Origin of the sequence: Mesorhizobium sp. M0698 (assembly GCF_040320455.1) — a bacterium.
GTDB lineage: Bacteria > Pseudomonadota > Alphaproteobacteria > Rhizobiales > Rhizobiaceae > Mesorhizobium.
In genome coordinates this window covers 23,158-49,518 of sequence record NZ_JAMYPQ010000014.1, presented here as the reverse complement: position 1 = coordinate 49,518, position 26,361 = coordinate 23,158, and the positions used below count along the sequence as shown (strand labels likewise).

General features: G+C 62.8%; 25 protein-coding genes. 12 read left to right on the top strand and 13 right to left on the bottom strand.

The window, feature by feature from the left end; genetic code table 11:
* The first annotated feature begins 142 nt into the window (after nucleotides 1-142).
* The 4 genes from NKI16_RS24090 (at nucleotide 143) to NKI16_RS24075 (ending at nucleotide 4,398) form a co-directional block, all read left to right on the top strand.
* Nucleotides 143-1,576 carry a glutamine synthetase family protein gene (locus NKI16_RS24090; protein ID WP_352571630.1) on the top strand — a complete coding sequence of 478 codons (1,434 nt, stop codon included), beginning with the start codon at nucleotides 143-145 and terminating at the stop codon, nucleotides 1,574-1,576.
* A gap of 33 nt (nucleotides 1,577-1,609) precedes the next feature.
* The gene (locus NKI16_RS24085) at nucleotides 1,610-1,978 is read left to right on the top strand and encodes a four helix bundle protein (RefSeq protein ID WP_352571631.1); all 369 of its coding nucleotides are present in this window, start codon (nucleotides 1,610-1,612) and stop codon (nucleotides 1,976-1,978) included.
* Nucleotides 1,979-2,051: 73 nt separating this feature from the next.
* Nucleotides 2,052-3,338 (top strand): NAD(P)/FAD-dependent oxidoreductase, encoded by a 1,287-nt coding sequence (locus tag NKI16_RS24080; protein WP_352756665.1) that lies wholly within the window; start codon nucleotides 2,052-2,054, stop codon nucleotides 3,336-3,338.
* A 259-nt stretch (nucleotides 3,339-3,597) separates the two neighbouring features.
* Complete coding sequence (locus NKI16_RS24075) at nucleotides 3,598-4,398, top strand: SH3 domain-containing protein (RefSeq protein ID WP_352756663.1); 801 nt, start codon at nucleotides 3,598-3,600, stop codon at nucleotides 4,396-4,398.
* Nucleotides 4,399-4,461: 63 nt separating this feature from the next.
* On the opposite strand, the gene NKI16_RS24070 is transcribed toward NKI16_RS24075, so the two are convergent.
* Entirely contained in the window at nucleotides 4,462-5,208 is a 747-nt protein-coding gene (locus NKI16_RS24070) for an SDR family oxidoreductase (RefSeq protein ID WP_352756661.1), read from the bottom strand.
* 274 nt (nucleotides 5,209-5,482) lie between these two features.
* On the opposite strand from NKI16_RS24070, the gene zwf reads away from it, so the two are divergent.
* The 3 genes from zwf to edd all read left to right on the top strand — a co-directional run bounded on the left by zwf (nucleotide 5,483) and on the right by edd (nucleotide 9,544).
* Nucleotides 5,483-6,952 carry a glucose-6-phosphate dehydrogenase gene (gene zwf, locus NKI16_RS24065; protein ID WP_023677437.1) on the top strand — a complete coding sequence of 490 codons (1,470 nt, stop codon included), beginning with the start codon at nucleotides 5,483-5,485 and terminating at the stop codon, nucleotides 6,950-6,952.
* The gene (gene pgl, locus NKI16_RS24060) at nucleotides 6,934-7,647 is read left to right on the top strand and encodes a 6-phosphogluconolactonase (RefSeq protein WP_023677436.1); all 714 of its coding nucleotides are present in this window, start codon (nucleotides 6,934-6,936) and stop codon (nucleotides 7,645-7,647) included. Before zwf ends, pgl begins: the two co-directional genes overlap by 19 nt.
* A gap of 73 nt (nucleotides 7,648-7,720) precedes the next feature.
* Nucleotides 7,721-9,544 carry a phosphogluconate dehydratase gene (edd, locus tag NKI16_RS24055; protein ID WP_023677435.1) on the top strand — a complete coding sequence of 608 codons (1,824 nt, stop codon included), beginning with the start codon at nucleotides 7,721-7,723 and terminating at the stop codon, nucleotides 9,542-9,544.
* A gap of 45 nt (nucleotides 9,545-9,589) precedes the next feature.
* On the opposite strand, the gene NKI16_RS24050 is transcribed toward edd, so the two are convergent.
* The 5 genes from NKI16_RS24050 to NKI16_RS24030 form a co-directional block, all read right to left on the bottom strand.
* On the bottom strand, nucleotides 9,590-11,257 hold the full coding sequence (locus NKI16_RS24050; RefSeq protein WP_023677434.1) for a vWA domain-containing protein: 1,668 nt from the start codon (nucleotides 11,255-11,257) through the stop codon (nucleotides 9,590-9,592).
* Nucleotides 11,258-11,369: 112 nt separating this feature from the next.
* Nucleotides 11,370-12,368, bottom strand: a complete 999-nt coding sequence (locus NKI16_RS24045; RefSeq protein WP_023677433.1) for a GlxA family transcriptional regulator — start codon at nucleotides 12,366-12,368, stop codon at nucleotides 11,370-11,372.
* Between the two features lie 16 nt (nucleotides 12,369-12,384).
* On the bottom strand, nucleotides 12,385-13,284 hold the full coding sequence (folD, locus tag NKI16_RS24040) for a bifunctional methylenetetrahydrofolate dehydrogenase/methenyltetrahydrofolate cyclohydrolase FolD (RefSeq protein WP_023677432.1): 900 nt from the start codon (nucleotides 13,282-13,284) through the stop codon (nucleotides 12,385-12,387).
* Between the two features lie 37 nt (nucleotides 13,285-13,321).
* On the bottom strand, nucleotides 13,322-13,456 hold the full coding sequence (locus NKI16_RS24035; RefSeq protein WP_023677431.1) for a hypothetical protein: 135 nt from the start codon (nucleotides 13,454-13,456) through the stop codon (nucleotides 13,322-13,324).
* Between the two features lie 36 nt (nucleotides 13,457-13,492).
* A complete protein-coding gene (locus NKI16_RS24030) occupies nucleotides 13,493-14,230 on the bottom strand; it encodes a hypothetical protein (RefSeq protein WP_156937359.1) in 738 nt (245 codons plus the stop codon).
* Nucleotides 14,231-14,458: 228 nt separating this feature from the next.
* Between NKI16_RS24030 and proC the strand changes: the two genes are divergently transcribed.
* A complete protein-coding gene (gene proC, locus NKI16_RS24025; RefSeq protein ID WP_023677429.1) occupies nucleotides 14,459-15,274 on the top strand; it encodes a pyrroline-5-carboxylate reductase in 816 nt (271 codons plus the stop codon).
* A gap of 14 nt (nucleotides 15,275-15,288) precedes the next feature.
* Here the strand turns inward: proC and NKI16_RS24020 are convergent, their stop codons facing one another.
* From NKI16_RS24020 to NKI16_RS24010, 3 genes are all read right to left on the bottom strand, one after another.
* Nucleotides 15,289-15,681: a type II toxin-antitoxin system VapC family toxin gene (locus NKI16_RS24020; RefSeq protein ID WP_023677428.1), complete on the bottom strand. Its 393-nt coding sequence runs from the start codon at nucleotides 15,679-15,681 to the stop codon at nucleotides 15,289-15,291.
* Nucleotides 15,681-15,923: a type II toxin-antitoxin system VapB family antitoxin gene (locus NKI16_RS24015; RefSeq protein WP_023677427.1), complete on the bottom strand. Its 243-nt coding sequence runs from the start codon at nucleotides 15,921-15,923 to the stop codon at nucleotides 15,681-15,683. Before NKI16_RS24015 ends, NKI16_RS24020 begins: the two co-directional genes overlap by 1 nt.
* Before the next feature lie 86 nt (nucleotides 15,924-16,009).
* Entirely contained in the window at nucleotides 16,010-17,338 is a 1,329-nt protein-coding gene (locus NKI16_RS24010; protein WP_023677426.1) for an NAD(P)H-dependent oxidoreductase, read from the bottom strand.
* A gap of 163 nt (nucleotides 17,339-17,501) precedes the next feature.
* Here NKI16_RS24010 and NKI16_RS24005 point away from each other — a divergent pair, with 163 nt between their 5' ends.
* The 4 genes from NKI16_RS24005 (at nucleotide 17,502) to NKI16_RS23990 (ending at nucleotide 20,753) form a co-directional block, all read left to right on the top strand.
* Entirely contained in the window at nucleotides 17,502-18,857 is a 1,356-nt protein-coding gene (locus NKI16_RS24005) for a pilus assembly protein TadG-related protein (RefSeq protein ID WP_348625932.1), read from the top strand.
* 26 nt (nucleotides 18,858-18,883) lie between these two features.
* Nucleotides 18,884-19,303, top strand: coding sequence for a TadE/TadG family type IV pilus assembly protein (locus NKI16_RS24000; RefSeq protein WP_023677424.1), 420 nt, complete (start codon nucleotides 18,884-18,886; stop codon nucleotides 19,301-19,303).
* The gene (locus NKI16_RS23995; RefSeq protein WP_023677423.1) at nucleotides 19,293-19,697 is read left to right on the top strand and encodes a TadE/TadG family type IV pilus assembly protein; all 405 of its coding nucleotides are present in this window, start codon (nucleotides 19,293-19,295) and stop codon (nucleotides 19,695-19,697) included. The genes NKI16_RS24000 and NKI16_RS23995 overlap by 11 nt, the downstream gene beginning before the upstream one ends.
* Before the next feature lie 174 nt (nucleotides 19,698-19,871).
* Nucleotides 19,872-20,753: a YihY/virulence factor BrkB family protein gene (locus tag NKI16_RS23990; RefSeq protein WP_023677422.1), complete on the top strand. Its 882-nt coding sequence runs from the start codon at nucleotides 19,872-19,874 to the stop codon at nucleotides 20,751-20,753.
* 105 nt (nucleotides 20,754-20,858) lie between these two features.
* Here the strand turns inward: NKI16_RS23990 and NKI16_RS23985 are convergent, their stop codons facing one another.
* The 4 genes from NKI16_RS23985 to NKI16_RS23970 all read right to left on the bottom strand — a co-directional run bounded on the left by NKI16_RS23985 (nucleotide 20,859) and on the right by NKI16_RS23970 (nucleotide 26,299).
* A complete protein-coding gene (locus tag NKI16_RS23985; protein WP_023677421.1) occupies nucleotides 20,859-21,620 on the bottom strand; it encodes a glutamine amidotransferase in 762 nt (253 codons plus the stop codon).
* Between the two features lie 86 nt (nucleotides 21,621-21,706).
* The gene (locus NKI16_RS23980) at nucleotides 21,707-22,708 is read right to left on the bottom strand and encodes a rhamnose ABC transporter substrate-binding protein (protein ID WP_023677420.1); all 1,002 of its coding nucleotides are present in this window, start codon (nucleotides 22,706-22,708) and stop codon (nucleotides 21,707-21,709) included.
* Nucleotides 22,709-22,754: 46 nt separating this feature from the next.
* Nucleotides 22,755-23,744: an ABC transporter permease gene (locus NKI16_RS23975; RefSeq protein WP_023677419.1), complete on the bottom strand. Its 990-nt coding sequence runs from the start codon at nucleotides 23,742-23,744 to the stop codon at nucleotides 22,755-22,757.
* Nucleotides 23,741-26,299: an ATP-binding cassette domain-containing protein gene (locus tag NKI16_RS23970; RefSeq protein WP_352691075.1), complete on the bottom strand. Its 2,559-nt coding sequence runs from the start codon at nucleotides 26,297-26,299 to the stop codon at nucleotides 23,741-23,743. The genes NKI16_RS23975 and NKI16_RS23970 overlap by 4 nt, the downstream gene beginning before the upstream one ends.
* Between the last annotated feature and the right edge of the window lie 62 nt (nucleotides 26,300-26,361).

The window sequence follows — 26,361 nt, the reverse complement described above, 5'->3', positions numbered from 1 at the left end:
GGAGGCCGACCCTAGACCAGGAGGCTTTTATCCGGAAGTCGTTGTGTTCCCCCGGTTATCGAGGCGCACGCCAGCCGGCTCCCCTTCCCTTTCGTCGTCGGCAACGGCTATACTCCACAATCTGCAACAAATCTGGTGATTGATGCCGCCTGCAAAAAAGGAAGTCCGTCCGTCGAGCCGCGGAGGACGCGCCCGCACGCCTGCCTTCGTGAAAAACCAACGTGGCGTCAAGAACTGGAAGGAAGTCAGCGCCTGGCTGGAATGGCGCGGCATCGAAGATATCGAATGCATCACACCCGACCAGGCCGGGGTTGCGCGCGGCAAGATGATGCCATCGAAGAAGTTCACCTCCAACACCTCGCTGGCGCTGCCTTCGGCGGTGTTCATGACAACGATTTCCGGCGGCTATCCGGAGGACGGCAACGGCTTCCACTATCCGGAGGACGACGGCGACCTCAAGCTGATGCCTGACCTCTCGACGCTGACGGTGGTGCCGTGGGAGGAGGACCCTACCGCGGCGGTTATCTGCGACCTCGTCCACCAGGACGGCCGCTCGGTCGAGTTCACGCCGCGCAACGTGCTGAAGCGCGTGCTTGCCGCCTATGACAAGCGTGGGCTGAGGCCGGTCGTGGCACCCGAGATCGAGTTCTACCTGGTGCGCAAGAACCCCGATCCGGACTATCCGCTGACCCCGCCAGTAGGTCGATCGGGACGGCCGATCGGCGGCGGCGCCGGCTATTCGATCGCCGGGGTTAACGAATTCGACGAATTGATCGACGACATCTACCATTTCTCCGAAAGCCAGGGCCTGGAGATCGACACGCTGATCCACGAGGAGGGCGCCGGCCAGCTCGAAATCAATCTGCGTCACGGCGATCCGATCGAGCTCGCCGACCAGGTGTTCATGTTCAAGCGAACCATCCGCGAGGCGGCGCTCAAGCACGAGATCTACGCCACGTTTATGGCCAAGCCGATCCAGGGGCAGCCCGGTTCGGCCATGCATATCCATCAGTCGATCATCGACAAGAAGACCGGCAAGAACGTTTTTTCGGCGGAGGACGGCTCGGAGACCGAGGCCTTCTTCCATTTCATCGGCGGCATGCAGAAACATGTGCCCAACGCGCTGGTGATGTTTGCGCCCTACGTCAATTCCTACCGGCGGCTGACGCAGTCGGCCTCGGCGCCGGTCAACAACAAATGGGGCTACGACAACCGCACCACCGCCTTCCGCGTGCCCCGCTCCGACCCGGCGGCGCGGCGCGTCGAAAACCGCATCCCCTCCTCCGACGCCAACCCCTATCTGGCGCTGGCGGCATCGCTTGCCTGCGGACTGATCGGCATGACCAACAAGATCAAGGCCGAGCCGCCGGTTCTGACGACCGCCAACGAGGACCAGATCGACCTGCCGCGCAGCCTGCTCGAAGCCGTCGACCTGTTCGAGGCTGACGAAGAACTCGGCACGCTGCTCGGCAAGTCATTTGCCGCCACCTATGCGGCGATCAAGCGAGCGGAATTCGAGACCTTCATGGAAGTGATCAGCCCGTGGGAGAGGGAGTATTTGCTGCTGAATGTGTAGTAGGGGAGTAGGGGAGTAGGGGAGTAGGGACGAATGGCTGAGAAAACGGGTTCCTACAAGGATTTGATAGTCTGGCAGCAGGCAATGGACCTTGCTGTGGCCGTTTACGGCGCGGCGAAATCATGGCCCAAGGAAGAACTTTATGGACTCACCAGCCAAGTGCGGCGCGCTGCAAGCTCGGTGCCGTCGAACATTGCGGAGGGATATGGCAGAGAGATCCGAGGTTCCTATCAACAATTTCTCCGTATCGCTCAAGGATCATTGAAGGAACTGGAAACTCAGCTTCTGATCGCCGAGCGTACCGGCATCGCGCCGAAGGCGACGGCGGCTTCATTGTTGGCGAGTACCGAAAGCGTTGGGAAGCTTCTTCGCCTCCTGATCCGCAAACTGTCACCCGACTAGCTCCCTACTCCCCTACTCCCCTACTTCCCTACTTCCCTACTCCCCTACTCCCCTACTCCCCTAGCCAAGCATCATGACCTACCAATCCCCAATCTCCCCCGGCCGCTCCTGGTACGAAGACACGGCCGGGCCAAGGCCCGAATATCCGGCGCTCGATGGCGACCGGACATGCGATGTGGTGATTGTCGGCGGCGGCTTTACCGGCCTGTCGGCGGCGGCTCATCTCGCCACGACAGGCGCGGATGTCGTGCTTATCGAAACGCATCGTTTCGGTGACGGCGCATCGGGCCGCAATGGTGGCCAGCTCGGCACCGGACAACGGGCCTGGGCAGAGGAACTGGAAGCGGAATACGGCTTTTCCCGCGCCAAGGCGCTGTTCGACCTGGCCGAAGAGGCCAAGGCGCATCTGCTCGACTTTGCCGCCATGCACCAGATCGAGATCGACTATATGCCCGGCCAGATGTCGGTGGCGCACAAGAAGCGCTATGTCGACGACTACAAGGCGCATGCCGAGATCATGGCGAGCCGTTTCGGCTATCCGCACATCTCATTCATGGATGCCGCGGAGACAGCCGAGCGGCTGGGCTCGACGCATTATTTCGGCGGCACCCGCGACACCGGCACCGGCCACATCCATCCGCTGAAACTGGTCATCGGCACCGCAAAGGTGGCGGCAGAGGCCGGCGCAAAGCTATTCGAGCAGACGTCGTCAACCGGCATCACCTCCGGCGGCGGCAAGGTCAGGGTTGCGACGCCGAAGGGCACGATCGCCGCCGCTAAATGCCTGATCGGGGTCAATGCCTATGGCGGCACGCTCGAACCGGTGAGTGCCGCGCATATTATGCCGATCGGCTCCTTCATCGGCGCGACGGTGCCGCTGGGAGCCGATTCCAAAGTGTTGCCGGGTGGCGAGGCGGTCGATGATTCGCGCTTCGTCGTGCGCTATTTCCGCAAATCGAAGGACGGGCGGCTGCTGTTTGGCGGGCGCGAGATCTATGCGGTCAATGATCCCAAGGACATCCACATCCACATCCGCCGGCAGATCGCCGAAATCTATCCGGCACTGAAGGACGTCGAGATCACGCATGGCTGGGGCGGCTATGTCGGCATCACCGTGCCGAGAAAGCCGTTCGTGCGCGAAGTGATGCCCAATGTGACCTCGATCGGCGGTTATTCCGGCCACGGCGTCATGCTGTCGAACTTTTTCGGCAAGCTTTATGCCGAGACGGTCGCCGGCAACCGCGACCGGCTGAAGCTGATCGAGGACCTGAAAATTCCACCCTTCCCCGGCGGCCGGCGTTTGCGCGCGCCACTGCTCTTTCTTGCGCTCAACTGGTACGCGTTGCGGGACAGGATTTAACCAGACGTTGCAGAATCCTTAACCAGGGCGCAGAATCCCCGCCAAGGGCGCAGTGATGCCACAATCGCGGGCGAAAGATGATGCTCGTGGGCAGCTGAACGGGGAATTTTTGCGGGCCTGCCCGCTTTTGGTTTGGGACCGATGCCGATCGAAATGCCGGCTCTCCGGCATGGGTCGTAAGAACATCGGCCCGCAAATGGAGGTGGCAAGTGTGAGAGAGCCCTTCAGTTTCGGCGCGCCGGAACGACGGCGCCTTGCGATGCAATTCGGTTACGATATGCGGCCGACGTTCTGGCACGGGGTCCGGTCGAACGCGCATCTGGTGATAGCCGCGCTTGGCACGGCCGCACTGCTCGGCGTTGCCGCGGTGGCACTGTGGCTGGCATTGCCGGCAAATGAGCGACAAGCGGCCGCAAGTCCTGAGCAGATCGTTCCGACCATCCCGGTCAAGACGACGAAGATCATGCCTGCCAAGGTTGCTGCGGCGCCGCGGACGACGGGCAAGGCAGATGCGGTTTCCCCAGCGGTGGCCGCAGCGGAAGCCGAGATACCAGCGCTGGCTCCCAACGATCCGCGCTGGACGGGGCCAAAGACGGCATCGGCCGCCGCCACGGCAGCATCCGACCAGCTGGCAAGCCAGACCGAGCAGGCGGCCGATAAATCGTCTGCTTCGGTGGCATTCGCCGACCCGGCAGCAAAACCCGACGCTGCGGCATTGTTTGCCAAGGTCGCGGCTCCCGGCAGCTCGACGAAAAACAGCGGACCCGATGGCGCGCAGACCGCCGCCATCCCCACGCCCAAGCCGCAACTGCCGACGCAGACCGCGAGCGAAGACGACAACAGCACCAAGGCAAAATCCGGAAGAGCCAATACTGCCGGTACCGGACGCATCCTGAGATCCGTCACCATGCGCACCGGCCCAAAAAAGAATGCGGCCGCCATTCTCACCGTGCCGGCCAAGACATCGGTGCAAGTGATGAGCTGCAAGCAATGGTGCCAGATCGTCTACAACGGCAAGCGCGGCTGGATCTACAAGAGCTACGTCAAAACCGGGGCGTAGGGCCGGCAGAGCGATTGCGGGTCGCTCGCCATCAGCCGGTCCTCCGCCGGATAACCGGACCGTTCAAATACAACGCCCGCCGTCGACTTCCAGCGCCACGCCGGTGATGAAAGCCGCCTCGTCCGAAGCGAGCCAAAGCGCGGCATTGGCTATGTCGAGCGGCGTCGAAAGCCGGCCGAGCGGGATCGACGCGCGGAACTTCTCGCGGATCTCGGGTGTGTCGGCGCCCATGAATTTCGCGAGCATGCCGGTCTCACCAGCAACTGGGCAGAGGCAGTTGACGCGGATGTTCTTCGGCGCGAGTTCCACCGCCATCGATTTGGTCGCGGTGATCGCCCAGCCCTTCGATGCATTGTACCAGGTGAGGCCGGGCCGCGGTCTGATACCGGCCGTGGAGGCCGTCGTCAGGATGACGCCACCGGCTTGCCGTTCCATGACCGGCACCACTGCAAGCGCTGCGTGGTAGATCGCCTTCATGTTGACTGATGTGATCAGGTCGAAGGTCGCTTCGTCGACTTCCAGCATGTCACCGTTGCGATGGGTGTAACCGGCATTGTTGACCATGATGTCGATGCGGCCGAAGGCGCTCATTGCGGCATGGACCATGTCGTCGAATTCGGACCGCAGCGAAACGTCGGTCTGGGTCCAGATCGCCTTTTCGCCGATCTCGCCGGCAACGCGCTCTGCGCCCTTGGCGTTCAGATCGGCGACGACTACCCGCGCGCCCTCCTCGGCAAAGCGCCTGGCCATGCCCTCGCCAAAACCCGAGGCAGCGCCAGTGATGATGGCGACTTTGTTTTGCAGGCGCATGCTTTTCTCACTCATCGTTGAAGACGATCGAAAACGCGTTTGGCGATGGCCATCGAAAGATGTGCGTCCATCGACGATTTCTCCTTTGGCTTTCGCTGCCATCCGGCTCTATGCTGCAACTGCGAACGCCCCCGGAAGCATCGCTTGCCGACAAGCCTCCGGCCAGCGCCGGTGTCAAGAGCACACGCGGATGTGACGCAATGGCACTGGCAAGTTTAAATCGATTAGATTATATCAGCCGCGTTATCGCGACCGGCGTCACAGCGGACAGACCATGACCAGCCAGATCATTCCCGTCGACCCTTTCGACTTCATCATTTTCGGCGGCACCGGCGACCTGTCGGAACGCAAGCTTCTGCCGTCGCTATACTACCGCCAGCGCGACCACCAGTTTTCCGAGCCGACGCGCATCATCGGCACATCGCGTTCGAAGATGACAGACGAGGAGTTCCAGTCTTTCGCCAGGCAGGCGATTGCCGACCACGTGAAGCCGGAAGATATCGACGCCACGGAACTGAAGACGTTCCTCGCACGGCTTTCCTATGTCCCGGCAGATGCAACCACAGGTGCCGGCTTCGACAGGCTGAAGAAGGCGATCGGCGACAGCGAACACATCCGCGCTTTCTATCTGGCGGTGGCGCCGGCACTGTTCGGCGACATCTCGCACAAGCTGAAGGAGCACGGGCTGATCACGCCGAATTCGCGCATCGTGCTGGAAAAGCCGATCGGCCGCGATCTAGCTTCGGCGCGCGCGCTCAACGACCTGGTCGGCGACGACTTCCATGAAAGCCAGATTTTCCGCATCGATCACTATCTCGGCAAGGAGACGGTCCAGAATTTGATGGCGCTGCGCTTTGCCAACGCGCTCTACGAGCCGCTTTGGAATTCCGCCAATGTCGATCATGTGCAGATCACCGTGGCCGAGACAGTCGGCCTGGAAGACCGCGTCACTTATTACGACAAGGCCGGCGCATTGCGCGACATGGTGCAGAACCACATGCTGCAACTGCTCTGCCTCGTCGCCATGGAGGCGCCGTCGTCGATGGACGCCGATGCCGTCCGTGACGAAAAGCTGAAGGTGCTGCGGGCGCTGAAGCGCATCAACGGCAACGAAGCGCCGAAGCACACGGTGCGCGGACAATACCGTGCCGGCGCCTCGGCCGGCGGGCCGGTGAAAGGCTATGTCGAGGAGCTCGGCAAGTACAGCAACACCGAGACTTTCGTTGCGCTCAAAGCCGAGATCGGCAACTGGCGCTGGGCGGGCGTGCCGTTCTATCTCCGGACCGGCAAGCGGCTGGCGACGCGCGTTTCGGAGATCGTCATCGAATTCAAGCCGATCCCGCATTCGATCTTCGGCGAGAGCGCCGGGCCGATCTCCGCCAACCAGCTGGTCATCAGGCTGCAGCCCGACGAGGGCGTCAAGCAGTTCATCATGATCAAGGATCCGGGGCCGGGCGGCATGCGGCTGCGCCAGATTCCGCTCGACATGAGTTTTGCGCAATCCTTCGACGGCCGCGCCCCCGATGCCTATGAGCGGCTGATCATGGACGTCATCCGTGGCAACCAGACGCTGTTCATGCGCCGCGACGAGGTCGAGGCGGCGTGGAAATGGATCGACCCGATCCAGGACGCCTGGGAAAGCGGCAGGCAAGAGGCGCAAGGCTACACCGCCGGCACATGGGGCCCCTCGGCCTCGATTGCGCTGATCGAACGCGACGGGCGGACATGGCACGAGAGCAATTAGGCGGCGCCTACAACTGGCACGAATTTGCCGGACGCCAGGAGTTGGCGACAGCGCTTGCCGGCCACGTCGCCGGCCGTCTCTCAAAGGCGATCGCCGAGCGCGGCATGGCGCTGCTTGCGGTCTCGGGCGGCACGACGCCGGCGAAATTCTTCGCGGCGCTTTCGACCGTTCCGATCGCCTGGGAAAAGGTGACGATAACATTGGTCGACGAGCGCTTCGTGCCGCCCTCATCGCCGCGCTCCAATGCCGGCCTGGTTGCCGCCAACCTGCTGCAGAACGCGGCCGCCGCCGCGAATTTCGTGCCGCTCTACCACGCCGCGGCAACGATCGAGGGTGCAGCGGTCTCCGACAGTGAGGCGCTGCAAGTGCTGCCCTGGCCACTCGACGTTGTTGTGCTCGGCATGGGAACTGATGGCCACACCGCCTCGTTCTTTCCGGATGCCGACAACCTGGCAAGATTGCTCGATCCGTCGTCGCAAAAGATCGTGCTTCCGGTTCACGCGGCAAGCGCCGGCGAGCCACGGCTGACGCTATCACTGGCGCGGATCATCAATGCCGCCTTCATCGCGCTGCATATCGAGGGCGCGGAAAAACGCACCGCATTCGAGGCCGCGCTTGGAACTGGAGCACGAAAGCCCATTCGCGCCGTGCTCGATGCCACTCAAAAGCCCGTAGAGGTTTTCTGGGCACCCTGATCTCAACTTGGCTGCAGGTCCCGGCAATAGCCGGAAGGTGTTTGCGGGACCTCGCCTGAAAGGACCGACCGCCATGACCGCAAGACGCGATATCGAAGCCATCACCCAGCGCATCCGTGAGCGCTCCAAGCCCGGTCGCGAGGCCTATCTCGGCCGCATCGCCGAAGCCTCGAACCGCACCGCCAACCGGGCCGTGCTGTCCTGCGGCAACCTGGCCCATGGCTTTGCCGTCTGCAGCCCTTCCGAAAAGGTAGCGCTTGGCGGGGACCGGGTGCCGAATCTCGGCATTATCACCTCCTATAACGATATGCTGTCGGCACATCAGCCTTTCGAGACGTTTCCGGCGCTGATCAAGGATGCGGCGCGCGAGGCCGGCGGCATCGCCCAGGTGGCCGGCGGCGTGCCGGCGATGTGTGACGGCGTCACCCAGGGCCAGCCCGGAATGGAGCTGTCGCTGTTCTCGCGCGACGTGATCGCCATGGCCGCGGCAATCGGCCTGTCGCACAACATGTTCGATGCCGCCGTCTATCTCGGCGTCTGCGACAAAATCGTGCCCGGGCTGGTGATCGCGGCGCTGACCTTCGGCCATCTGCCGGCGGTCTTCATCCCGGCCGGGCCCATGACGACCGGCATTCCGAACGACGAAAAGGCCAAGATCCGCCAGCTCTATGCCGAGGGCAAGGCCGGGCGGGCCGAACTGCTCGAAGCCGAATCAAAATCCTATCACGGGCCGGGAACCTGCACTTTCTACGGTACCGCCAATTCCAACCAGATGCTGATGGAGATCATGGGCCTGCACACGCCTGGCGCTTCCTTCGTCAATCCCGGCACGCCGCTGCGCGACGCGCTGACCAGGGAAGCGACGAAGCGGGCGCTGGCGATCACCGCGCTCGGCAACGCCTACACGCCGGTCGGACGGATGATCGACGAGCGCTCGATCGTCAACGGCATCGTCGGCCTGCACGCCACCGGCGGTTCGACCAACCACACCATCCACCTGATCGCCATGGCAGCGGCGGCCGGCATCGCCACTACCTGGCAGGATATTTCCGACATCTCGGAAGCCGTGCCGCTGCTGGCGCGAGTCTATCCGAACGGCCTTGCCGATGTGAACCACTTCCACGCCGCCGGCGGGCTCGGCTTCCTGATCCGCGAACTGCTCGACGCAGGCATCCTGCACGAGGATGTGCAGACGGTGTGGGGCGAAGGGCTGCGCCCCTACGCGGTCGAGGCCAAGCTCGGTGCGGACGGCGGCGTCGTGCGCGAGGCTTCGCCGCGCGAGAGCGGGGACGAGAAGGTGCTGGCGCCGTTCAAGAAGGCGTTCCAGCCGAGCGGCGGTCTGAAAGTGCTTTCGGGCAATCTCGGCCACGCCGTCATCAAGACATCGGCGGTCAAGCCGGAGCGGCGCGTCATCGAGGCGCCGGCCAAGGTGTTCGACAGCCAGCAAGGCCTGAACGAGGCGTTCAAGGCGGGGTCGCTGACCGGCGACTTCATCGCCGTCATTCGGTTCCAGGGACCGAAGGCCAACGGCATGCCGGAATTGCACAGGCTGACCACCGTGCTCGGCATCCTGCAGGACCGCGGCCAGCATGTGGCGTTGGTCACCGACGGCCGCATGTCGGGCGCTTCAGGCAAGGTGCCAGCGGCGATCCACGTGACGCCGGAAGCGGCGGAGGACGGGCCTATCGCCAGGATCCATGACGGCGATATCATCAGGCTCGACGCCGAGGCCGGGACGCTGGAGGTACTGGTGCCAGCCGGCGATTTCGCACTGCGCCGCCCCGCGGACAGCGACCTCATAGGCAATGAATTCGGCTTCGGCCGCGAGCTTTTCGCCGGGTTCCGGCAGTTGGTGGGACGCGCCGACCATGGCGCCAGCGCCTTCGGTACGGCATGACTTTTCGACCATGGAAGAGCGGCTGGTGGCCGCTCTCCCTTAGATCTACTGAACGGTCAGCTCGGCTCGCGCGCCGGCCCTGACCGTTACCGTGCCTTCCCTCGAGCTGTTGTCCGATTTCTCCGAAACCACCGCGTAGTCGCCGGCCGACAGGGTGGCTTGATACTTCTGGTCGTAGGCGTAGCCGACCGACTTGCGGGTTCCGTCGATGGCCTTCCTGGCCTCGAATATCTCGATCTTCGAGGCCCCTGGCGCGGTTATCGTCAGCATGCCGGCGTTCATCGCGATCTTCAGATCCTGATGGTCGCCAACCTTGACGCTGAACGGCTGCTCGGCCACCGCAAGGTCGACCGTCGCGACCATTACATAATCGTCGGGCGGCAGATCGAACTTGCTGTCCGGACCGTAGGCATAAGTCACCTCCTGCCTGGTTCCGTCGACGTTCTTTTTCGCCTGGAGCACTTTGAAGCCGACGCCCGAACCCTCGGCCTTGTCGCCGCCGGCAGCATAATAGGCGTTGGCGACGATACTCCCGACGCCGACGATGATGTCCTTGTCGATGACCCTGCCGGCGGCAAGCGGGATCGTCTCGATAACCATGCCCTGGCCGATCGTGACCGTCACCTTCTGGTCACCGGCCGGCAGCACGACTTTCGTGTCACCGTAATAGGTCGGCGGGGTGTCGACGCCGGGATAGCCGATTACGACAGCCGCGCCGTCATCAACGTCCGCTCCTTCGCTTGGCCGCGGGTGGATGACCAGCGTGCCGGCATTCAGGTTGAAGTGCGGTTTGGCGACCTGGCCAGGCTCTATCTTGATCTTCTGTTCGGCCCTGGCCTCGCCGGCACGCGCGACGACGATATAGTCGCCCGGCTCCAGATTGCCCTTGTAGGTGCCATATTCGGTGGTGACGGGATCGCCGCGCGTGCCGTCGGAATTCGCCTTGTAGATCTCCCAGGCGTTGCCGTCGGTGACGGGATCGCCACCCTCGGCAAGCACGACGGTGGGCACGAAATTGGACTCCGCCGGCTGGGCGGGCGCCGGCTGGGGAGCAGGCTGCGGGGCGGGAATCGGTTCAGGGGCGGGTGGCGGAGGCGCAACGGTCTCGACGAGGGCGTCCTGCAATGCGTTTTCATCCGACGCTTCGATATATTTGCCGCCGGTATTGTCGGCGAGGCAACCGACCTGCTTGCCCTCGGCCGCCGTCAGGCCGAAGCCGACGACATTGACGGTGAAGTCGACGCCAGCAGCCTCCAGTTCCTTGCCGAGCGCACAGGGATCGCCGCTACATGTCTCGATGCCATCGGTGATGAGAACGACCGTCGCCTTGTCCTCGGTGTATTTCAATGCTTCCGCCGCTTGCTTGACCGCAGCGGTCAGCGGCGTCTTGCCCTGAAATTTCAAGCTGTCGGCCGCGGCTGAGATCGCACTTGCCGAGCCTGCCTGCGGTGGCACGATGAGTTCGATGTCGTCGCAACTGGCCTTCTCGCGATGGCCATAGGCCATGAAGCCTATTTCCTCCTCGGCCGGGACCGATTGCAGCACGTTCCGCAGTGATTGACGGGCGATTTCGAGCTTGGGCTTGCCGTCGATCTGCGCCCACATCGAGCCGGAGGCATCGAGAATGACGATGACGCGATCGGCGGCGAAGCCGAACCCCGTCGTCCGCAGCAACAGGGCCGCCGCAGCGACGCTCTGCACAAATCCCGCCATCAAAAATCTCCCCCGTCAGTCGCCGCCGCTCGGCGCCGGAAAGCTATTTGACGCCGGGTCGCGACACAAGCCCGGACGGAGTACGAAGCTGCGTCGCCTCTCTGCCAAACCCTCAATAGGCCGTGCGGCGTTCCTCGGAAGGCGGCCGGCCGAATTGCAGCCGGTAGCTCTGGGCAAAATAGGAATGCGAGGTGAAGCCGGTGGCGATTGCCACGTCGAGGATCGGCATGTTGGTCTGGCGCAGCAATTCGCGCGCCCGCTCGAGCCTGAGCCGCATATAATAGCGCCCGGGCGTCACACTGAGATGGCGCAGGAACAGGCGCTCGACCTGGCGCACCGACAGGCCCGCCGACTTGGCGAGCTGCACCGCCGACAGCGGCTCGTCGAGATGGTCGGCCATCAGCTCGACGATGCGGCGCAGCTTCTCCGACTTGCCGGTCAGGTCGCGTTCCGGGCCGACGCGCTGGCGGTCCCCGGCCGAGCGGATGCGCTCATGCTGGAACTGGTTGGCGACGCCATTGGCGAGGCTCGAGCCGAAATCACCGCGCACGATCTCCAGCATCAGGTCGATCGATGTGGTGCCGCCGGCGCAGGTGTAGCGCTTGCGGTCGATCTCGAAGACGTTGCCGGTGCAGTTGATGTCCGGAAAGCGTTCGAGGAAGCCGGCGCGGTTTTCCCAATGGATGGTGCAGCGATAGCCATCGAGCTGGCCTGCTTCGGCAAGCAAATAGGAACCGACCGAAAGCGCGCCGAGCGCATTGCCGCGCCGGCCCCAACTGCGCAGCGCTGCCAGCACCTTGCTCTTGCCGGGAAATTCCGTCGTCAGCCCGACCGAGACGAACAGGATATCGACCGGCGGCAGATCGGCAACCGCGTAGTCGATCTTGAGCGGCAGGCCGTTGGACGCCATGACGGCGTCGCCGTCGGCCGACACCGTAGTCCAGCCATAGAAATCGCGGCCGAGCAGCCGGTTCGCCGACCGGAACGTGTCGATTGCCGCGGCCAGCGAGAACATGGAGAACTTGTCGACCAACAGAAACCCGAACTGCCGCCCGCCCTGAACGGGATCATTGGTGACCGGCCGTTCTAAGGGAACAGTGAGGTTCGGCAAGGACGCTGCTTTCTGGTCAGAAGGAAGGCCGTTTCAATCCGGCTGCGAGATAGGCGGAAGCTAGCGTGTTGGCCATCAGCATGGCAATGGTCATCGGTCCGACGCCGCCAGGCACCGGCGTGATGGCGCCGGCCGCCTTCGCTGCTTCGGCAAAGGCGACGTCGCCGACGAGGCGCGTCTTGCCTTCGCCCTTTTCAGGTGCGGCGACGCGGTTGATGCCGACATCGATGACAGTGGCGCCAGGCTTGACCCAGTCGCCGCGGACCATTTCAGACCGGCCGACGGCGGCGACCAGAATATCGGCGGTGCGGGCAAGCGCCGGCAGGTCCCTGGTCCGGCTGTGTGCGATGGTGACGGTGCAGTTGGCGGCAAGCAGAAGATTGGCCATCGGTTTGCCGACGATGTTCGAACGCCCGACGACGACCGCATTGAGACCGGACAGGTCCTTGCCGCGCACGCGTTCGATCAGCAGCATCGAGCCGGCCGGCGTGCAAGGCACGAAGGCGGTCTCGAGTTCGCCGGTGCCGAGCTTGCCGACATTGATGAAGTGGAAGCCGTCGACATCCTTCTCCGGCGCGATGGTCTGGATGATCTTGCCGGAATCGATATGGCCGGGAAGCGGAAGCTGCACGAGGATGCCGTTGATGGCCGGATCGGCGTTGAGCTGGCCGATGATCTTCAACAGGTCCGGCTCGGAGGTTTCGGCCGGCAGCGTGTGCTGAACCGAATGGAAGCCGCATTCCTTGGCGGTGCGGGATTTGGAGGCGACATAGACCTGGCTCGCCGGATCCTCGCCGACGATGACCACGGCGAGACCGGGCTGCCGTCCGCCCTTTTCCGCCAGTTCGGCGGTCAGGGCCTTGACCCGCCGCACCACGTCTTCGGCGACGCTTTTTCCGTCAATCAACTCAGCCATGAACCACCCTCGACGCCTATCGCGTAAGCCTGCCGCGTTAAAACATCCATGCGGCGCGCTCCAGATATCTTTTATGCAGGCCGTTGCCCAGAACCATGCGCTGCGGGCGGACATGCAGCGCGGCATTTTCACGAAAATCGAGCCGGGCAATCCCGTCAATGCGCCGTCCCATGCCGTTAACTCGAAACCGGCATGTTTTATTCGACGCTCAGAAATAGCGGCGGCGCGCGCGGTTTTCGGTGAGCTCGCGAACGACCTCGCGGAATTCGCGCAGGCTGGCGCGGATTTCCTCGATCTGGCTTTGCTGATCGGCGGCTTCCGAGGCCTGATTTGCCTTCCTCGACCAGGCCTGAGTATGGGCCGAATGCGGCGGCGTGGGTTGCTGCGGATAAGGTGCCCGACCGGCATAGAGCGGCTGCGGGTGGAACGCAGGTGGCATCGCTGCGGTGGAATTTGTCGCGGCGGAAGTCTCACCGGACGCCATCTCCTCCGGCGCTCTGCCAGGCATGAGCCGGCTCAGCGCCGACAACACGGCACCGATCGGACCAGGACGTTTGGTACGCGCGACCTCGACCGGCTGAGCGGGAGGCGGCGCTGCCCGGTATGCTGCGTGATCGGCGGAACCGGCATCGGGGCCGCCAAGGGAGCCAGCGGGGTCGAAAAACCCATCGGCAGCTGCAGCCTCTTCCATCAGTATGGTGCCGGCCTTTGGCTCATCAGGATCGGGCTGGCTTATGCCGGCGGCTGCCAACAGGATCGGACTGGCACACGCTTCGCGGCGCGAGCGGGCAAGACGATGGCGTGTGGCGGCATCCTCGCGCCATGACGGGCCTGCGCGGTCCTCTAGCAAAACCAGCGATGCTTCGTCCTCGCCGCGCACCGCCTCGACGAGCGACAGCAAGGACTGCTCGTTCCTCCAGTGTTCACGATTTTTCCTATAAGCCATGGTTTCTGGAGCCTTCCCCTCGGGCTGGGACGTAGCGACCGCCACTGGTTAAGCGATGCTAAACAGGCATAGGAAATAAAAGGTTAATTTGGTCGCCGCGCGGCTGCGCGACTACATACGCATCCCAACCGCAAGGTCGGGGTTTCCGCCTGATCACGGTCCCAACAGGGCTTCCCCGCCCTGCCGCGAACGTCTATGGGGAAGCCATCTCAATATGGGAGGCTTTCGATGACGGTCAGGCTTGTTCTCGCCGGTTGCGGCAATATGGGCTACGCCATGCTCTCGGGCTGGCTGAAAGCCGGCAAGCTGGCTCCGGCGGTGGTGTTCGTGGTCGAGCCCAATGCCGAGTTGCGCAAGCGTGCCGAAGCACTGGGCTGCGCTGCCGGCGCGGATGCTGGCGCCATACCGGCCAACGCCGTGCCGGCCCTCGTCGTCCTTGCGGTCAAGCCACAGGTGATCCGCGACGTCACGGCTGGCTACATCCGCTTCAACGATGGCCGAACCACTTTCCTCAGCATCGCCGCCGGGACGCCGGTCGCCACGTTCGAAGGCATTCTCGGCGACCGCGCGCCGATCGTGCGCTGCATGCCCAACACGCCGGCGGCAATCGGCAAGGGCATGATGGTGGTGTTTTCCAACAGGCTGGTTTCCGAGGACACCAAGCGTTTTGTGGCCGACCTGCTTTCGGCGGGCGGGCAAGTGGCCGATATCGATGACGAGGGCCTGATGGACGCGGTGACGGCAGTCTCCGGGTCGGGGCCGGCTTATATCTTCCATTTCATCGAAGCGCTGACGGTGGCAGCCGAGAAGGCCGGCCTGCCGACCAGGACTGCCAAGCTCTTGGCAATGCAGACGGTCTACGGCGCCGCCTCGCTGGCCGCCGAAAGCGGCGAGGAGCCGGGCGTGCTCAGACAGCAGGTGACCAGCCCCAACGGCACCACGGCTGCGGCCCTTGCAGTACTGATGGGCGAGGACCGGCTGACGCGCCTGCTCACCGAGGCGGTGGAAGCGGCGCGGCTGCGGTCGATAGAGCTGGGGAAGTAACAGCCGGTTGCGGATTACGCGAGGTCGGTATGCGAAAAGTCGTTGCCCTTGTAGAGCAGTGCGGAGCCATGACTTTTTGCGCAGGCATAAGAAAGGCAGTCGGCTAAGTTGAGCTGGGCGGGATGTCCGCGCCCCTTTCCGTAGTCTGAAAACGCCTGGATCGCGAGCTTGGCATCGCTGGCGTCGATCGGCACAATTTCGATTTCGGCTTCGCGAAGAAACGCCTCTATCGCATCTCCGGCGACAACCGGCGGCACGGCAAGCATCGTCGAAAGCCGCATCGCCGCTTCAAGCACCACCAACGCCGAAGTTATCCTCGCGGGCGCTGCCTCAATGCGGTTACTCAACTCGCGGGCATCCTCTTCGCCTGAAAGAATCGCGACAACCACGGAGGTGTCGATGAACATCAGGAATGGCCCCACATCTCATCGATCTCATCCTTCGTCACAGCCCGACCACCTTGGCCTGCCTTGGCCTTGAAGTCGTTGGCAATGGCAGCAAGCCGCTCAGCCAGGGGAATGCGTCCGCTCTCCCGCTTCAACTCGGATTCAAGCGCTTCGATGACCGCTTCGGTCATCGAAATCTTGCGTTTGGCAGCAAGCTCTCGCGCCAGTTCGCGTGCGCGCGGGTCCCTGATCTGAAGATTCATGTGATCGCCTCCGCCTTCATCGTCAATACAATATAGAGAGTTGTAATGACAATGCCAGTGGGCCCGGCCAAAGGCACCGCGACAGCTCACCGGTCGACAGCGTCACGCCCATACAGCATCTCGTCCTGCAGCCGGCGCAAGGCGAATAGCCTGGTCGTCGGGTCGGGCGCGGCATTGTCGGCGGTGAGCAATTCGCCTTTCCTCACCGGTTTCAGCACCTTGCCGCCTTCGAGCAGACCGACCGGCACGGCGCGATGGGCGCGGGCTTCTTCGACGGTCATGGTCCAGGAGCGGTAGCAGGTCTCGCCGATCGCATCGAAAACCTCGCCTGCCGCCAGATCGCGCTTGGCCACGGCGCAGACCTCGGCCACCGGCCGCGGCAGCGGCACCATGTCGGGCTTGCCGTAAAGCGCGATGCGAGCGGCCGTCAGCGGCACTTCCAGCGAGGTCAGATGGTAGGGCCTGAAGAAGCTGTAATAGGGACCGTGGCCGATATGCAGATCGTCCATGCGCTCGATGATGCGCGGATGCGTCGCCTCGACGATGACGAAGACACCGGGCGCCACGCCCTTGCCGACGGTGTAGTCGACGACGCCCTTCTTCGACAGAATGCCGCCCTGCTCGCGCGGGATCAGCACCTTGACCAGCTCGTCGCGATCGGCCTTGGGGCCGTGCATGCCGGGAACGTCGGGCACCAGCCCGGTGGCGTTGGCAATGGCGCACATCTCGACCATGGTTTTCGAGCCGTCGACGAACTCGACCAGCATGCGCGGATTCATGTTGCGGCGCAGCGCCTCCTCGCGGTAGTCGTCGGGAACGGCGTCGTGGTTGAGAGGGTTGTTCTTGCCCTTGCCGGCGGAGACGATGGTGTAGCCGAGCGCCGAGGCGAACTCGATCAGCTCCATGCAGCTCGACGGCTCGTCGCCGGCGCCGACCGAATAGACGACGCCGAGCCGGTCGGCCTGCTGCTTTAGATAGCAGCCGATGGTAACGTCGGCCTCGACATTCATCATCACCAGGTGCTTGCCGTGCTGCATCGCCATCAGGTCGAAATCGGCGGCGACCCCGGGCTTGCCGGTGGCATCGATGACGACATCGATAAGCGGATTGGTGACCAGCATTTCGTTCGAGGTGACGGCGATCTTGCCGCTTTCGATCGCCTGGCTGACCTTCGAAGCGCTGTCCGCTTCGGCTGCCATCGCCTGGTCGCCATAAGCAATGCGGATGGCCTCACGCGCCGTATGCGGGCGGCGCGTCGAGATCGCGCAAACCGAAATGCCCGGCATCAGCATGCCTTGCGTCACCAGGTCGGTGCCCATCTCGCCCGAACCGATAACGCCGATGCGCACCGGGCGGCCTTCCGCGGCGCGCTTGGCAAGATCGCGGGCAAGCCCGGTCAAGGCGACATTGGTCATACTGGAACGTCCACTGCTTTTTGATTTGAAGCGGGAATAGCAGGGAACGGCAACCCATTGCCAATCGAAACCGGCCGCGGCGGTCTTTTCTTGCGCATGACCCCGGAAACCAGAATTGTTCCTATGAAGACATGCACCCGGCCGAAGGACTAACGAGGGTCCTGTGGCGCCAAAGGCCCGCGTTGAAGCGGCGGAACGGGCCGTTAAGCCTGGATGGATCGCAGCCAAGAAATGTACGGAAATTCTTAGTCATTCTTTTATGCAATCCTGCTTTAATAGGGAAATGGACTGGCGTGCCCGCATTTTTAGGTGTTTTTTCCGCGCTATGCGACCGATCGGCGAGAGCGGCAACGTTGCTACTATTTTTGCTCTGTCTTTGCCGATTGTCGTCGGCGGTGCGGGCCTCGGTATCGAGACTTCCTATTGGTATTACAGCAGCCTGAAGCTACAAGCGGTGGCGGATGCGGCCGCCTATGCTGGCGCTTTGGAAAAGGTTTCGGGATCCGACACGCCAAAGATTGTCTCCGCAGCGACAGCGTCAGCGACCACGAACGGCTGGGGACCGTCAGCAGGTACAATAGAGGTCTTCTCGCCTCCGTCAGCCGGTCCAAATGTCGGAAAAAAGGCGGTTGAGGTAGTCGTTCATCAGAACCTCGATCGGTTCTTTACGTCGATATTCACGCAAAACGCAGTTGGCGCACAAGCAAGGGCGGTGGCTCTTATTACGGATGCTTCAAAAGCCTGCATTTTGACGGTCGATCCTTCCGCTTCGAAAGCGGCGCTCTTTTCCGGCAGTTCGACCACAAAACTGACAGGCTGCTCCGTCATGTCGAATTCGATAGCTCCGGACGCCATCAAACTTCAGGGATCGGCAAGCCTTGATGTCGATTGCCTGATATCGGCAGGCGGTGTTTCGTTGAGCAACGTCGTGAAGACCGTTTGCGCCAGCCTGATAACTCAGGCGCTGCCCGCTGCTGATCCTTTTGCCGACCTGCCGGCGCCGCCGGCCACGAACCCTTGTCAAAACGGCAATCAGTCAACCTTGCAACCTGGAACATACTGCAAGGGGCTCAGCTTGAGCGGCAATGTAACCCTCTCGCCCGGGATATACGTCATTGAGGGAGGCGATTTCAAAGCGAGCTCGAATGCAAATATTTCCGGCGAGGGTGTCGTCATTTATCTGGCCGATACCTCCGGCGTTAGCATGAACGGCACGGCGACCGTCAAGCTCAGCGCACCGACGTCGGGCACCTATTCAGGTGTGCTGTTCTATGGCGACAGAGCCAACCTGGCGGGATCCAACACGTTTAATGGCACGGCGGATTCGCTATTGACCGGCGCTCTGTATTTTCCAACACAGGGCGTCAATTATCTCGGCAATTTCTCGGGCAAAGGTGGTTGCACGCAGGTCGTCGCAAGTACCGTGCAATGGTCCGGCAACGCAAACATCATTCAGGATTGCACGAGCCTTGGAATGCGAGACATTCCGGCCACGCAAACCGTTCAGCTTGTCGAGTAGTTTTCGTGGATCGGCTACAAGTCCGGATGTTCCGGAGTGATTCGGGTGTTGCCGCGGTAGAGTTTGCGCTGGTTCTGCCCGCCCTTTGCCTGGTACTTCTTGGCATCATCGACGGCTGGTCTTTTGTCTCGAGCGCATTGTCGATGCGTGCAGGCGTCAAAACCGCGGCGAACCTCGTGATGCAAGGAGCAGTCGAGGATACGACCATCCAAGCTGTCGCTCTTTCGAGCTGGGAAAACCATCCTGATGGCGCGCAGGTGGCAGTGAGCCGGAAATACATGTGCGGGAACATCGTGGCCGATCCATCGGTCCTGTGCGACACTTTGAAAGCCCCCTCGGTCTTCCTCGTAATACAGGCGACAGCCACCTGGTCACCGCCCTTCAGTTTTGGTGCGTTTTCCCTCTCGCGCGAACTCAGTCATCAACAGGTGATTCGTGTCCGCTAAGTCGAGAGCTTTCACGGGGGATGCATCAGGCGGAGCTGCATTAGAGTTCGCGCTGATCGCGCCTTTTCTGATAATGCTTTTGATCGGCATCTTTGCATTCGGCTGGGCTCTGAATGCTATGTCGAGTGTTCGGTACACGCTGGAAACGTCGTCACGTGCGCTGCAAATGAAGAACTCGCTGACGCAGGCCCAGATCCAAGCCATTGCCACGGAAAAATTACTGGATTTGGGATTGAAAGACGTCGATGTAACAATAGCAATCGACGCCCCCAGCGGCGGCTTTCGCATGGCACATCTGACCGCCCAATATGCGTTCGTGATCGAGTTCCCGTATTTCAACCGATATCCGATAAATTATCAGACAACTGTCACAGTTCCCCTGATTGCATCGTGAGCACGTCCCCGGCCAGTCGAGCGGCACCTTTCGCAGGATGTTCGCTGCACGCCGCCTTTATAGGCGATCGCCTTGTACAGCGCGCCGTTGCCGGCTTTGTTCCGGCCGAGCCCCCACCCCTCGCCCAGCGCTGCGCCGCCGCTACTTGTTTGTTGACAGGCATGCGAGGCCTACATGTGGAATTTGGCAGCAGAGGGCTGGAGGCTCCTCAAGCAGAGCGTCATCGGCTTCATCGACGACAATGCGCTGAGCCATGGGGCGGCGATAGCGTTTTATGCCACGACCTCGCTTGCGCCGATCCTGCTCATCGTTGTGGCTATTGCCGGCATGGCCTTCGGGCACGAGGCGGCGCAACTCGCCCTTTCGGCACAGATCGCTGGCCTGATGGGGCCGCAAAGTGCCGAGCTGCTGCGAGCTACGATCGAAAACGCCTCGCAGAAGGAAGCCGGAACCCTCGCCAGCATTCTGGGGCTGGTCACGCTGTTCGTCGCCGCATCCGGCGTGTTCGGCGAGATGCAGCTGGGGTTGAACGAAATCTGGAAAGTCAAACCGAGCGGGGCAACGATTTCACGAATGGTTCGGGCACGCATTGCAAGCCTGGGCCTCGTCGCGGCGCTCGGCTTTCTGCTCCTGGTGTCGCTGGTCGTAAGCGCTGCAATTTCGGCGCTCGGAGACGTCATCAACGCCTACCTGCCGTTCGGCACCATCATCCTGAGCGCGATCAACGGGATCGTCTCGTTTGCCCTGATCACGCTGCTGTTTGCCGCAATCTACAAGGTGCTGCCGGACCGCAGCCTGCAATGGCGCGATGTCGGCATCGGCGCCGTGGTCACCGGGTTTCTGTTCACCATCGGCAAGTCGCTAATTGGCTGGTATATCGGAACCAGCGCCATCTCATCGTCATACGGCGCGGCCGGCGCCCTGCTCGTCGTGCTGTTATGGGTCTATTATTCGGCCGAGATATTTCTGCTGGGCGCCGAATTCACGCGAGCCTATTCGGTTCGACACGGCAGCCGGTCCGATTTGAAGAACAAGGTGGAATTGCATGACAAATGAGTTCACGCCGAAATTCGACCTCGCCGGCAAGGTGGTGCTGGTCACCGGGGCCTCGCGCGGCATCGGAGGCAGCGGCAGGCAGCCGCACTGGTCAAACCAGCTTTCTCATCCATCGCCGGCGAGCCAACCGACCATGTTCGCCATCAGTCTTCCGTAGAACGGCCATCCGAGGAAATCCTGCGAGAGCCAATGCGGGCCGATATCGGTTGCCCAGGCAATCGTGCGGCCGCGGCCATGGCTACCGACGGCAAGGAGCGGCCAGTCGGTGCCGCGATGGTGGCAGGTCGCCAGAAGCCGGGACGAACCGTCGCGCCTGAATTCCAGCTTGTTCATGCCGAGAATCGGCGGCAAAGGCCCCTCCACCCCGGAAAAAATCGGATGTGACGACTGCAGGATGGAGGCCTGCACGCCTTGCGGCACCTCCATGCCGTCGCAGTAGGGTAGGCAACGGACCGGCAGAACGTCCTCGACCGGGGTGTCGTGGAAACGCGCCGTCCCGAACATGCCCTGAAAGCCCATGTAACCGCCGGCCAGCATCAGCCCGCCGCCACCTTCGACATAGGCCTTGAGCACATCGAGGCGGTTGACGCCGACACGCCCGGCGCGGGCATCCGGCGTCACCAGCAATGTCAGGGCGCCGACGTCGGAGATCACCACCGCCTGATATTGGGCGAGCCCATCGAGGTCATAGGGAAACGCCGCGCTGCAACGCTCGCCGCCGATCTGCGTGACCGCGATGCCTTCAGTGGCCAGCGCGGCATTGAAGGCCGTCGCACCATTTGTCGAGGCCGCACTTGTAAGCACGTCGCTGCCGATGGCAACCGAGGTCGTCGCTGCAAAGGTTTCGCCTGCAAGCAATATCTTCATTGCCGCCCCGCACTGTTTTCATTCGAGAGGTTTTTAGGAAGGGCGCCGGATGGACCGGCGCCCCCTAGAACTCAAGCTCTATAGGATCAGAATTTGAACTCGGCCAGATTTTCGGGAGTCACGATCTTGGCCGGACCAAGGATCAGTTCGCCGCCGGCGCCAATCGTGTATTCGCCGAGCCTGCCTGCCGTGAACTTCTCACCCTCCTTGCCGGTGATCTTGCATTGCGCAAACGCCTGGGCCGTCTGATAAGTAAGATAGCCAAGATCGGTGACGTTCCACCAGATATCCTGAGCCGCTTCGTCCTTGATGTATTTCGAGATCAGAGTGGCCGGCGCGAGCCCGGTCAGCTTGACCTTGCCGATCATGCCCGCTTCCTCGAGTGCACGCGCGGCCGCCGGAAGGCCGATGCCTGCCGGGACGATGATCACCTTGAGATCGGGAAACGCCTGCACCAGCGCCAATGCCTGCTGCTGGTTGATCTGTTCGCTTTCTTCGCCATAGGCCACCTGCACCAGCTTCATTTTGGAGAACTTCGGCTCGGCCGCCATCTTCGCCTTCATGAAGTCGATCCAGGCATTCTGGTTGGTCGCCGTCGGCGTCGACGACAGGATCGCGAATTCGCCTTCACCGCCGCTGAGGGCGAATGCACTTTCGAGCATCATCTCGGCGAGGCTGTCGCCCTTCACCTGATTGACGAACACCGCACGCGCATCGGCGGCCACATCGGAGTCATACGAAATCACCCTGACCCCCTGCTGAACGGCGCGCTTCAGCGCAGGCGCGACGGCATTGGCGTCGTTGCCGGCAATTGCGATGACTCCGACCTTCTGCGACACGAGGCTGTTGATGAATTCGATCTGCGCCTCGGCGGTCGCCTGCGATGGGGCGACCTGCGTAGCGGTGCCGCCAATTTCCTTGGCTGCCTCTTGTGCGCCTCCGAAGGCCACTTTGAAGTAGGGATCCGTGTCGAGCTTGGGCAGGAAACCGACCGTTACGGGTTCCTTGGCGCACTCCTGGCTGAAGGCCAGCGAGCTTGGCGCAAGCAGAACCGCGGATGCGAGCAGGGCTAATCTAAACGCTTTCATTGTGACTCCTCCGTCAAAATTCGGGCTTGAAGGAAGGGGCCCGAGATCACCCCTTTGTCTCGCGCATTGCGCGGGATCTGCTGAGCATCTCCTGTGTGGAGCGCCAGTAATTGCCGACCAGCAGCGAGCCGATCAGAAGCAGGCCGATGATCATGCCCTGCGCGTCGCCACCGATCTGGTTCAGCGCCAGCACGTTGCGGATGATGGCGATCAGGACCAGTGCCAGCATGACGCCGGTCAGGCGGCCCTTGCCGCCAAAGACGCTGACGCCGCCGAGCAGCACGATGGTGATGACGTCGAGCTCCATGCCGAGCGCATTGTTGGCGCGGGCGTTGGAAAGGCGCGCGGTATAAACGATGCCGGCTATCGCCGCGACGACGCCCGAGACGACGAACAGGTTCAGCACCATCCGGCGCGTGTTTATGCCGGAATAGCGCGCCACTTCGGGGCTGCCGCCGAGCGCGTAGATGCGCTTGCCGGTCGGCGTCTTCTGCAGCACGACCGCAAACACCGGCGCCAGCACCAGGAAGGGCACGATGGTCCACGGTATCTCGGTGCCAGGCAGGTTGTTGATGCCGAAATCGACGAGCGCGGGCGGCAGGATGTTGACCGAGCCGGTGCCGAGCAGGATGTAGCCAATGCCTCGGTAGAGCGCCATGGTGCCGAGCGTCACAACCAACGACTGCAGTCCAAGGCCCGAGACCAGATAGCCGTTGAAGGCGCCGAGCAGGCCGCCGATGACGAGCGTCAGCGGGATTGCGGCAAGCGTCGGCACACCGGCCTGGACCAGCAAGCCAAAGACGACGGAGGTCAGCGCCAGCACCGAGGCGATCGACAGGTCGATCTCGCGGGTGATGATGAGCAGCGTCATCGGCAGGATCAGCAATGCCTTTTCCGAGGCGCTGGCGGCCAGTTGCGAGAGATTGAAGCCGGAAACGAAATTCGGCACGAAGATCGCGGCATAGAGGAAGATGGCCACGCAAGAGGTCGCCAGCAGCAGATCCCAGAAGTCGATCGAACGGAGGAACTTTTTCACCGCGCCCTCGCCTGTCTTGCCTGCTCGGCACGCCGCACGATGAAGGTGTCGATGCCGATGGCCACCAGGATAACCAGGCCGTAGACGCCCTGCAGCCACAGCGGGTCGACGCGCACCAGCGTCAGCCCGTTCTTGATGACGAGCAGCGTGAGCGCGCCGAGGATGATACCGAGCAGCGTGCCCGAACCACCGCGGATGGCGACGCCGCCGACCACCGCCGACGCGATCACGGTGAGTTCGAAGCCGAGCGCGACGCGGGCATCGATGGTCGCATAGCGCGATGCCCACAGCGCACCGCACAGGCCGCCGAGCAGGCCGGCCATGCCAAAGGCCAGCAGAATGCGCCGGTCGACGGGGATGCCGATCAGACGCGCGCCGTCGGGATTGGAGCCGGCGGCGAACAGTTCGCGCCCGATGGCCGTGCGATAGAGCAGCACATAACCCAGGCACAGGATGACGATCGCGATGACGACGATCAGCGGCACGCCGGCGATCTTCAGGCCGGTCATGTCGAGCCAGGCTTGCGTGACTTCGTCGGCGCTGATCTGGTCACCGGCTGCCCAGATCGAGTTGAAGCCGCGGAAGATCGACATCGAGGCCAGCGTGACGACGATCGCCGGGATCTTTCCCCTGGTGACGACGAGGCCGTTGATCAGGCCGGCGACGCCACCGACGGCGCATGCGGTTATCAGGCCAATGCCGATGTCGAGCCCTGGATAGGCCTGGACCATGCTGGCCGCCATGTAAGCCGACAGGCCGATCACCGCAGCGATCGAAAGGTCGATGTTGCGGGTGATCAGCACCAGCATCTGCGCGAGTGCTGCAACGACGAGCAAGGCGGCATCCATCGACACGGCGGTCAGGTTTGCAGCGCTCACCATGCGCGGGTTGATGATGGTGACCGGGATGGCGACCGCCAGCATCGCGGCGAGCAGACCGAACTCCCGCCGCTTCAGTATGTCGAGCGGTCCTTTTCTCTTCTCCTCGCCGGCGGCCTGTGCCGCCGCATCGGCGCTTTCGCCGGCCTTGGTCGCTGCTTCCAGCACCTTTTCCTGAGTGGCTTCGCCCCTGCTGAATTCGGCCGTCCGATGGCCTTCGCGCAGGACGATGACGCGGTCGCACATGCCGATGAGCTCGGGCATTTCGGAGGAGATCAAGATAATGGCCATGCCTTGCGCGGCAAGGTCGGCGATCATCGCATGCACTTCCGCCTTGGTGCCGACATCGATGCCTTGCGTCGGCTCGTCGAGGATGAGGACGCGCGGTTCGGTGCGCAGCCATTTGGCCAACACCACCTTCTGCTGGTTGCCGCCGGACAGTTCCTTTACCGGCTGCGCGTAGCCGGAAAAGCGAAGCTTCATGCGCTTCAGCCAGTCCGAAACCAGATTGATCGCGCGGTTCGTGCCGTAGAAGCCGGAGCGGGCTGCCTTGTCGAGGACTGGCAGCACCGCGTTGTCGAGGATGGAAAAATCCATCACCAGGCTCTGGCCCATGCGGTCTTCAGAGACATAGGCGATACGCGCACCCATGGCGTCGCGTGCCGACGCGAAGCGCACAGCTTCGCCGTCGATCAGGATTTCGCCGGCATCGGGCTGGTCGATTCCGAACAGCACGCGCGCGATCTCGGTCCGCCCGCTGCCGACCAGGCCGCCGAGCCCGAGCACCTCGCCGGCATGGAGCTTGAGGTCGATATTGGAAAAGCCACCGGCGTGCGAAAGCCCCCTCGCCTCCAGCACCAGTGCACCGGTCGCGTGGCTTCGTTGCGGATAGAGGTCGGTGACCTCGCGGCCGACCATCATGCCGATGGCGGCGGCGCGGCCAAGCTCGGCCCTCGGCTTGACGCCAATGAGACGCCCGTCGCGCAGCACGGCGATGCGGTCGGCGATGCGGAAGATCTCGTCCATGCGGTGGCCGACGAACATCATCGCCACGCCGTGCAGCCGCAGGTCGGCGACGACGGTGAACAGCCGCTCGACCTCGCGCTGCGACAGGGCGGCCGTCGGCTCGTCCATGATCAGCACCCGCGCGTCGAGCGACAGGGCGCGGGCGATCTCGACCAGTTGCTGTTCGGAGGTGCGCAACGTTCCGAGCCGGGTTTCGGCCGGCACGTCGAGGCCGGCTGTCGCCAGCACCCTGCGCGCGCCGGCAAGCATGGCGGCGTTGTCGATGCCGCCGAAGCGGTCGCGCGGCATATGGCCGAGATAGATGTTCTCCGCCACCGAAAGATCAGGGAAAAGACCGGGGTGCTGGTGCATGACCGAGATGCCGGCAGCCTGGGCGTCGTGCGGCGAATGGAAGACCACAGGCTTGCCATCGACTTCGACATGGCCGCCGGTCGGGAGATACACGCCGGCCAGCAGCTTTACGCAGGTGCTCTTGCCGGCGCCGTTTTCGCCAAGCAGAGCCAGCACCTCGCCTGAGCGCAATTCGAAGGACGCGTCCTTGAGGGCAATCGTGCCGCCGAAGGCTTTTGTCGCCTGAACCAGGGCAACGGGGACAGCCGCGTCGCTCTTCACCATGGCGTCGGCTTCGCCTAATGCGCCCAAGTGCAGCACCTTTCCTCCCTGGTCCTGTTTTTTCAATTTGCTATATTAAATGGCCGAATGCCGCAACTGGA

Coding starts and splice junctions, on each gene's coding strand:
- NKI16_RS24090 (WP_352571630.1), top strand. CDS start 143: ATGCCGCCTGCAAAAAAGGAAGTCCGTCCGTCGAGCCGCGGAGGACGC.
- NKI16_RS24085 (WP_352571631.1), top strand. CDS start 1,610: ATGGCTGAGAAAACGGGTTCCTACAAGGATTTGATAGTCTGGCAGCAG.
- NKI16_RS24080 (WP_352756665.1), top strand. CDS start 2,052: ATGACCTACCAATCCCCAATCTCCCCCGGCCGCTCCTGGTACGAAGAC.
- NKI16_RS24075 (WP_352756663.1), top strand. CDS start 3,598: ATGCAATTCGGTTACGATATGCGGCCGACGTTCTGGCACGGGGTCCGG.
- NKI16_RS24070 (WP_352756661.1), bottom strand. CDS start 5,208: ATGCGCCTGCAAAACAAAGTCGCCATCATCACTGGCGCTGCCTCGGGT.
- zwf (WP_023677437.1), top strand. CDS start 5,483: ATGACCAGCCAGATCATTCCCGTCGACCCTTTCGACTTCATCATTTTC.
- pgl (WP_023677436.1), top strand. CDS start 6,934: ATGGCACGAGAGCAATTAGGCGGCGCCTACAACTGGCACGAATTTGCC.
- edd (WP_023677435.1), top strand. CDS start 7,721: ATGACCGCAAGACGCGATATCGAAGCCATCACCCAGCGCATCCGTGAG.
- NKI16_RS24050 (WP_023677434.1), bottom strand. CDS start 11,257: ATGGCGGGATTTGTGCAGAGCGTCGCTGCGGCGGCCCTGTTGCTGCGG.
- folD (WP_023677432.1), bottom strand. CDS start 13,284: ATGGCTGAGTTGATTGACGGAAAAAGCGTCGCCGAAGACGTGGTGCGG.
- NKI16_RS24035 (WP_023677431.1), bottom strand. CDS start 13,456: ATGGGACGGCGCATTGACGGGATTGCCCGGCTCGATTTTCGTGAAAAT.
- NKI16_RS24030 (WP_156937359.1), bottom strand. CDS start 14,230: ATGGCTTATAGGAAAAATCGTGAACACTGGAGGAACGAGCAGTCCTTG.
- proC (WP_023677429.1), top strand. CDS start 14,459: ATGACGGTCAGGCTTGTTCTCGCCGGTTGCGGCAATATGGGCTACGCC.
- NKI16_RS24020 (WP_023677428.1), bottom strand. CDS start 15,681: ATGTTCATCGACACCTCCGTGGTTGTCGCGATTCTTTCAGGCGAAGAG.
- NKI16_RS24015 (WP_023677427.1), bottom strand. CDS start 15,923: ATGAATCTTCAGATCAGGGACCCGCGCGCACGCGAACTGGCGCGAGAG.
- NKI16_RS24010 (WP_023677426.1), bottom strand. CDS start 17,338: ATGACCAATGTCGCCTTGACCGGGCTTGCCCGCGATCTTGCCAAGCGC.
- NKI16_RS24000 (WP_023677424.1), top strand. CDS start 18,884: ATGTTCCGGAGTGATTCGGGTGTTGCCGCGGTAGAGTTTGCGCTGGTT.
- NKI16_RS23990 (WP_023677422.1), top strand. CDS start 19,872: ATGTGGAATTTGGCAGCAGAGGGCTGGAGGCTCCTCAAGCAGAGCGTC.
- NKI16_RS23985 (WP_023677421.1), bottom strand. CDS start 21,620: ATGAAGATATTGCTTGCAGGCGAAACCTTTGCAGCGACGACCTCGGTT.
- NKI16_RS23980 (WP_023677420.1), bottom strand. CDS start 22,708: ATGAAAGCGTTTAGATTAGCCCTGCTCGCATCCGCGGTTCTGCTTGCG.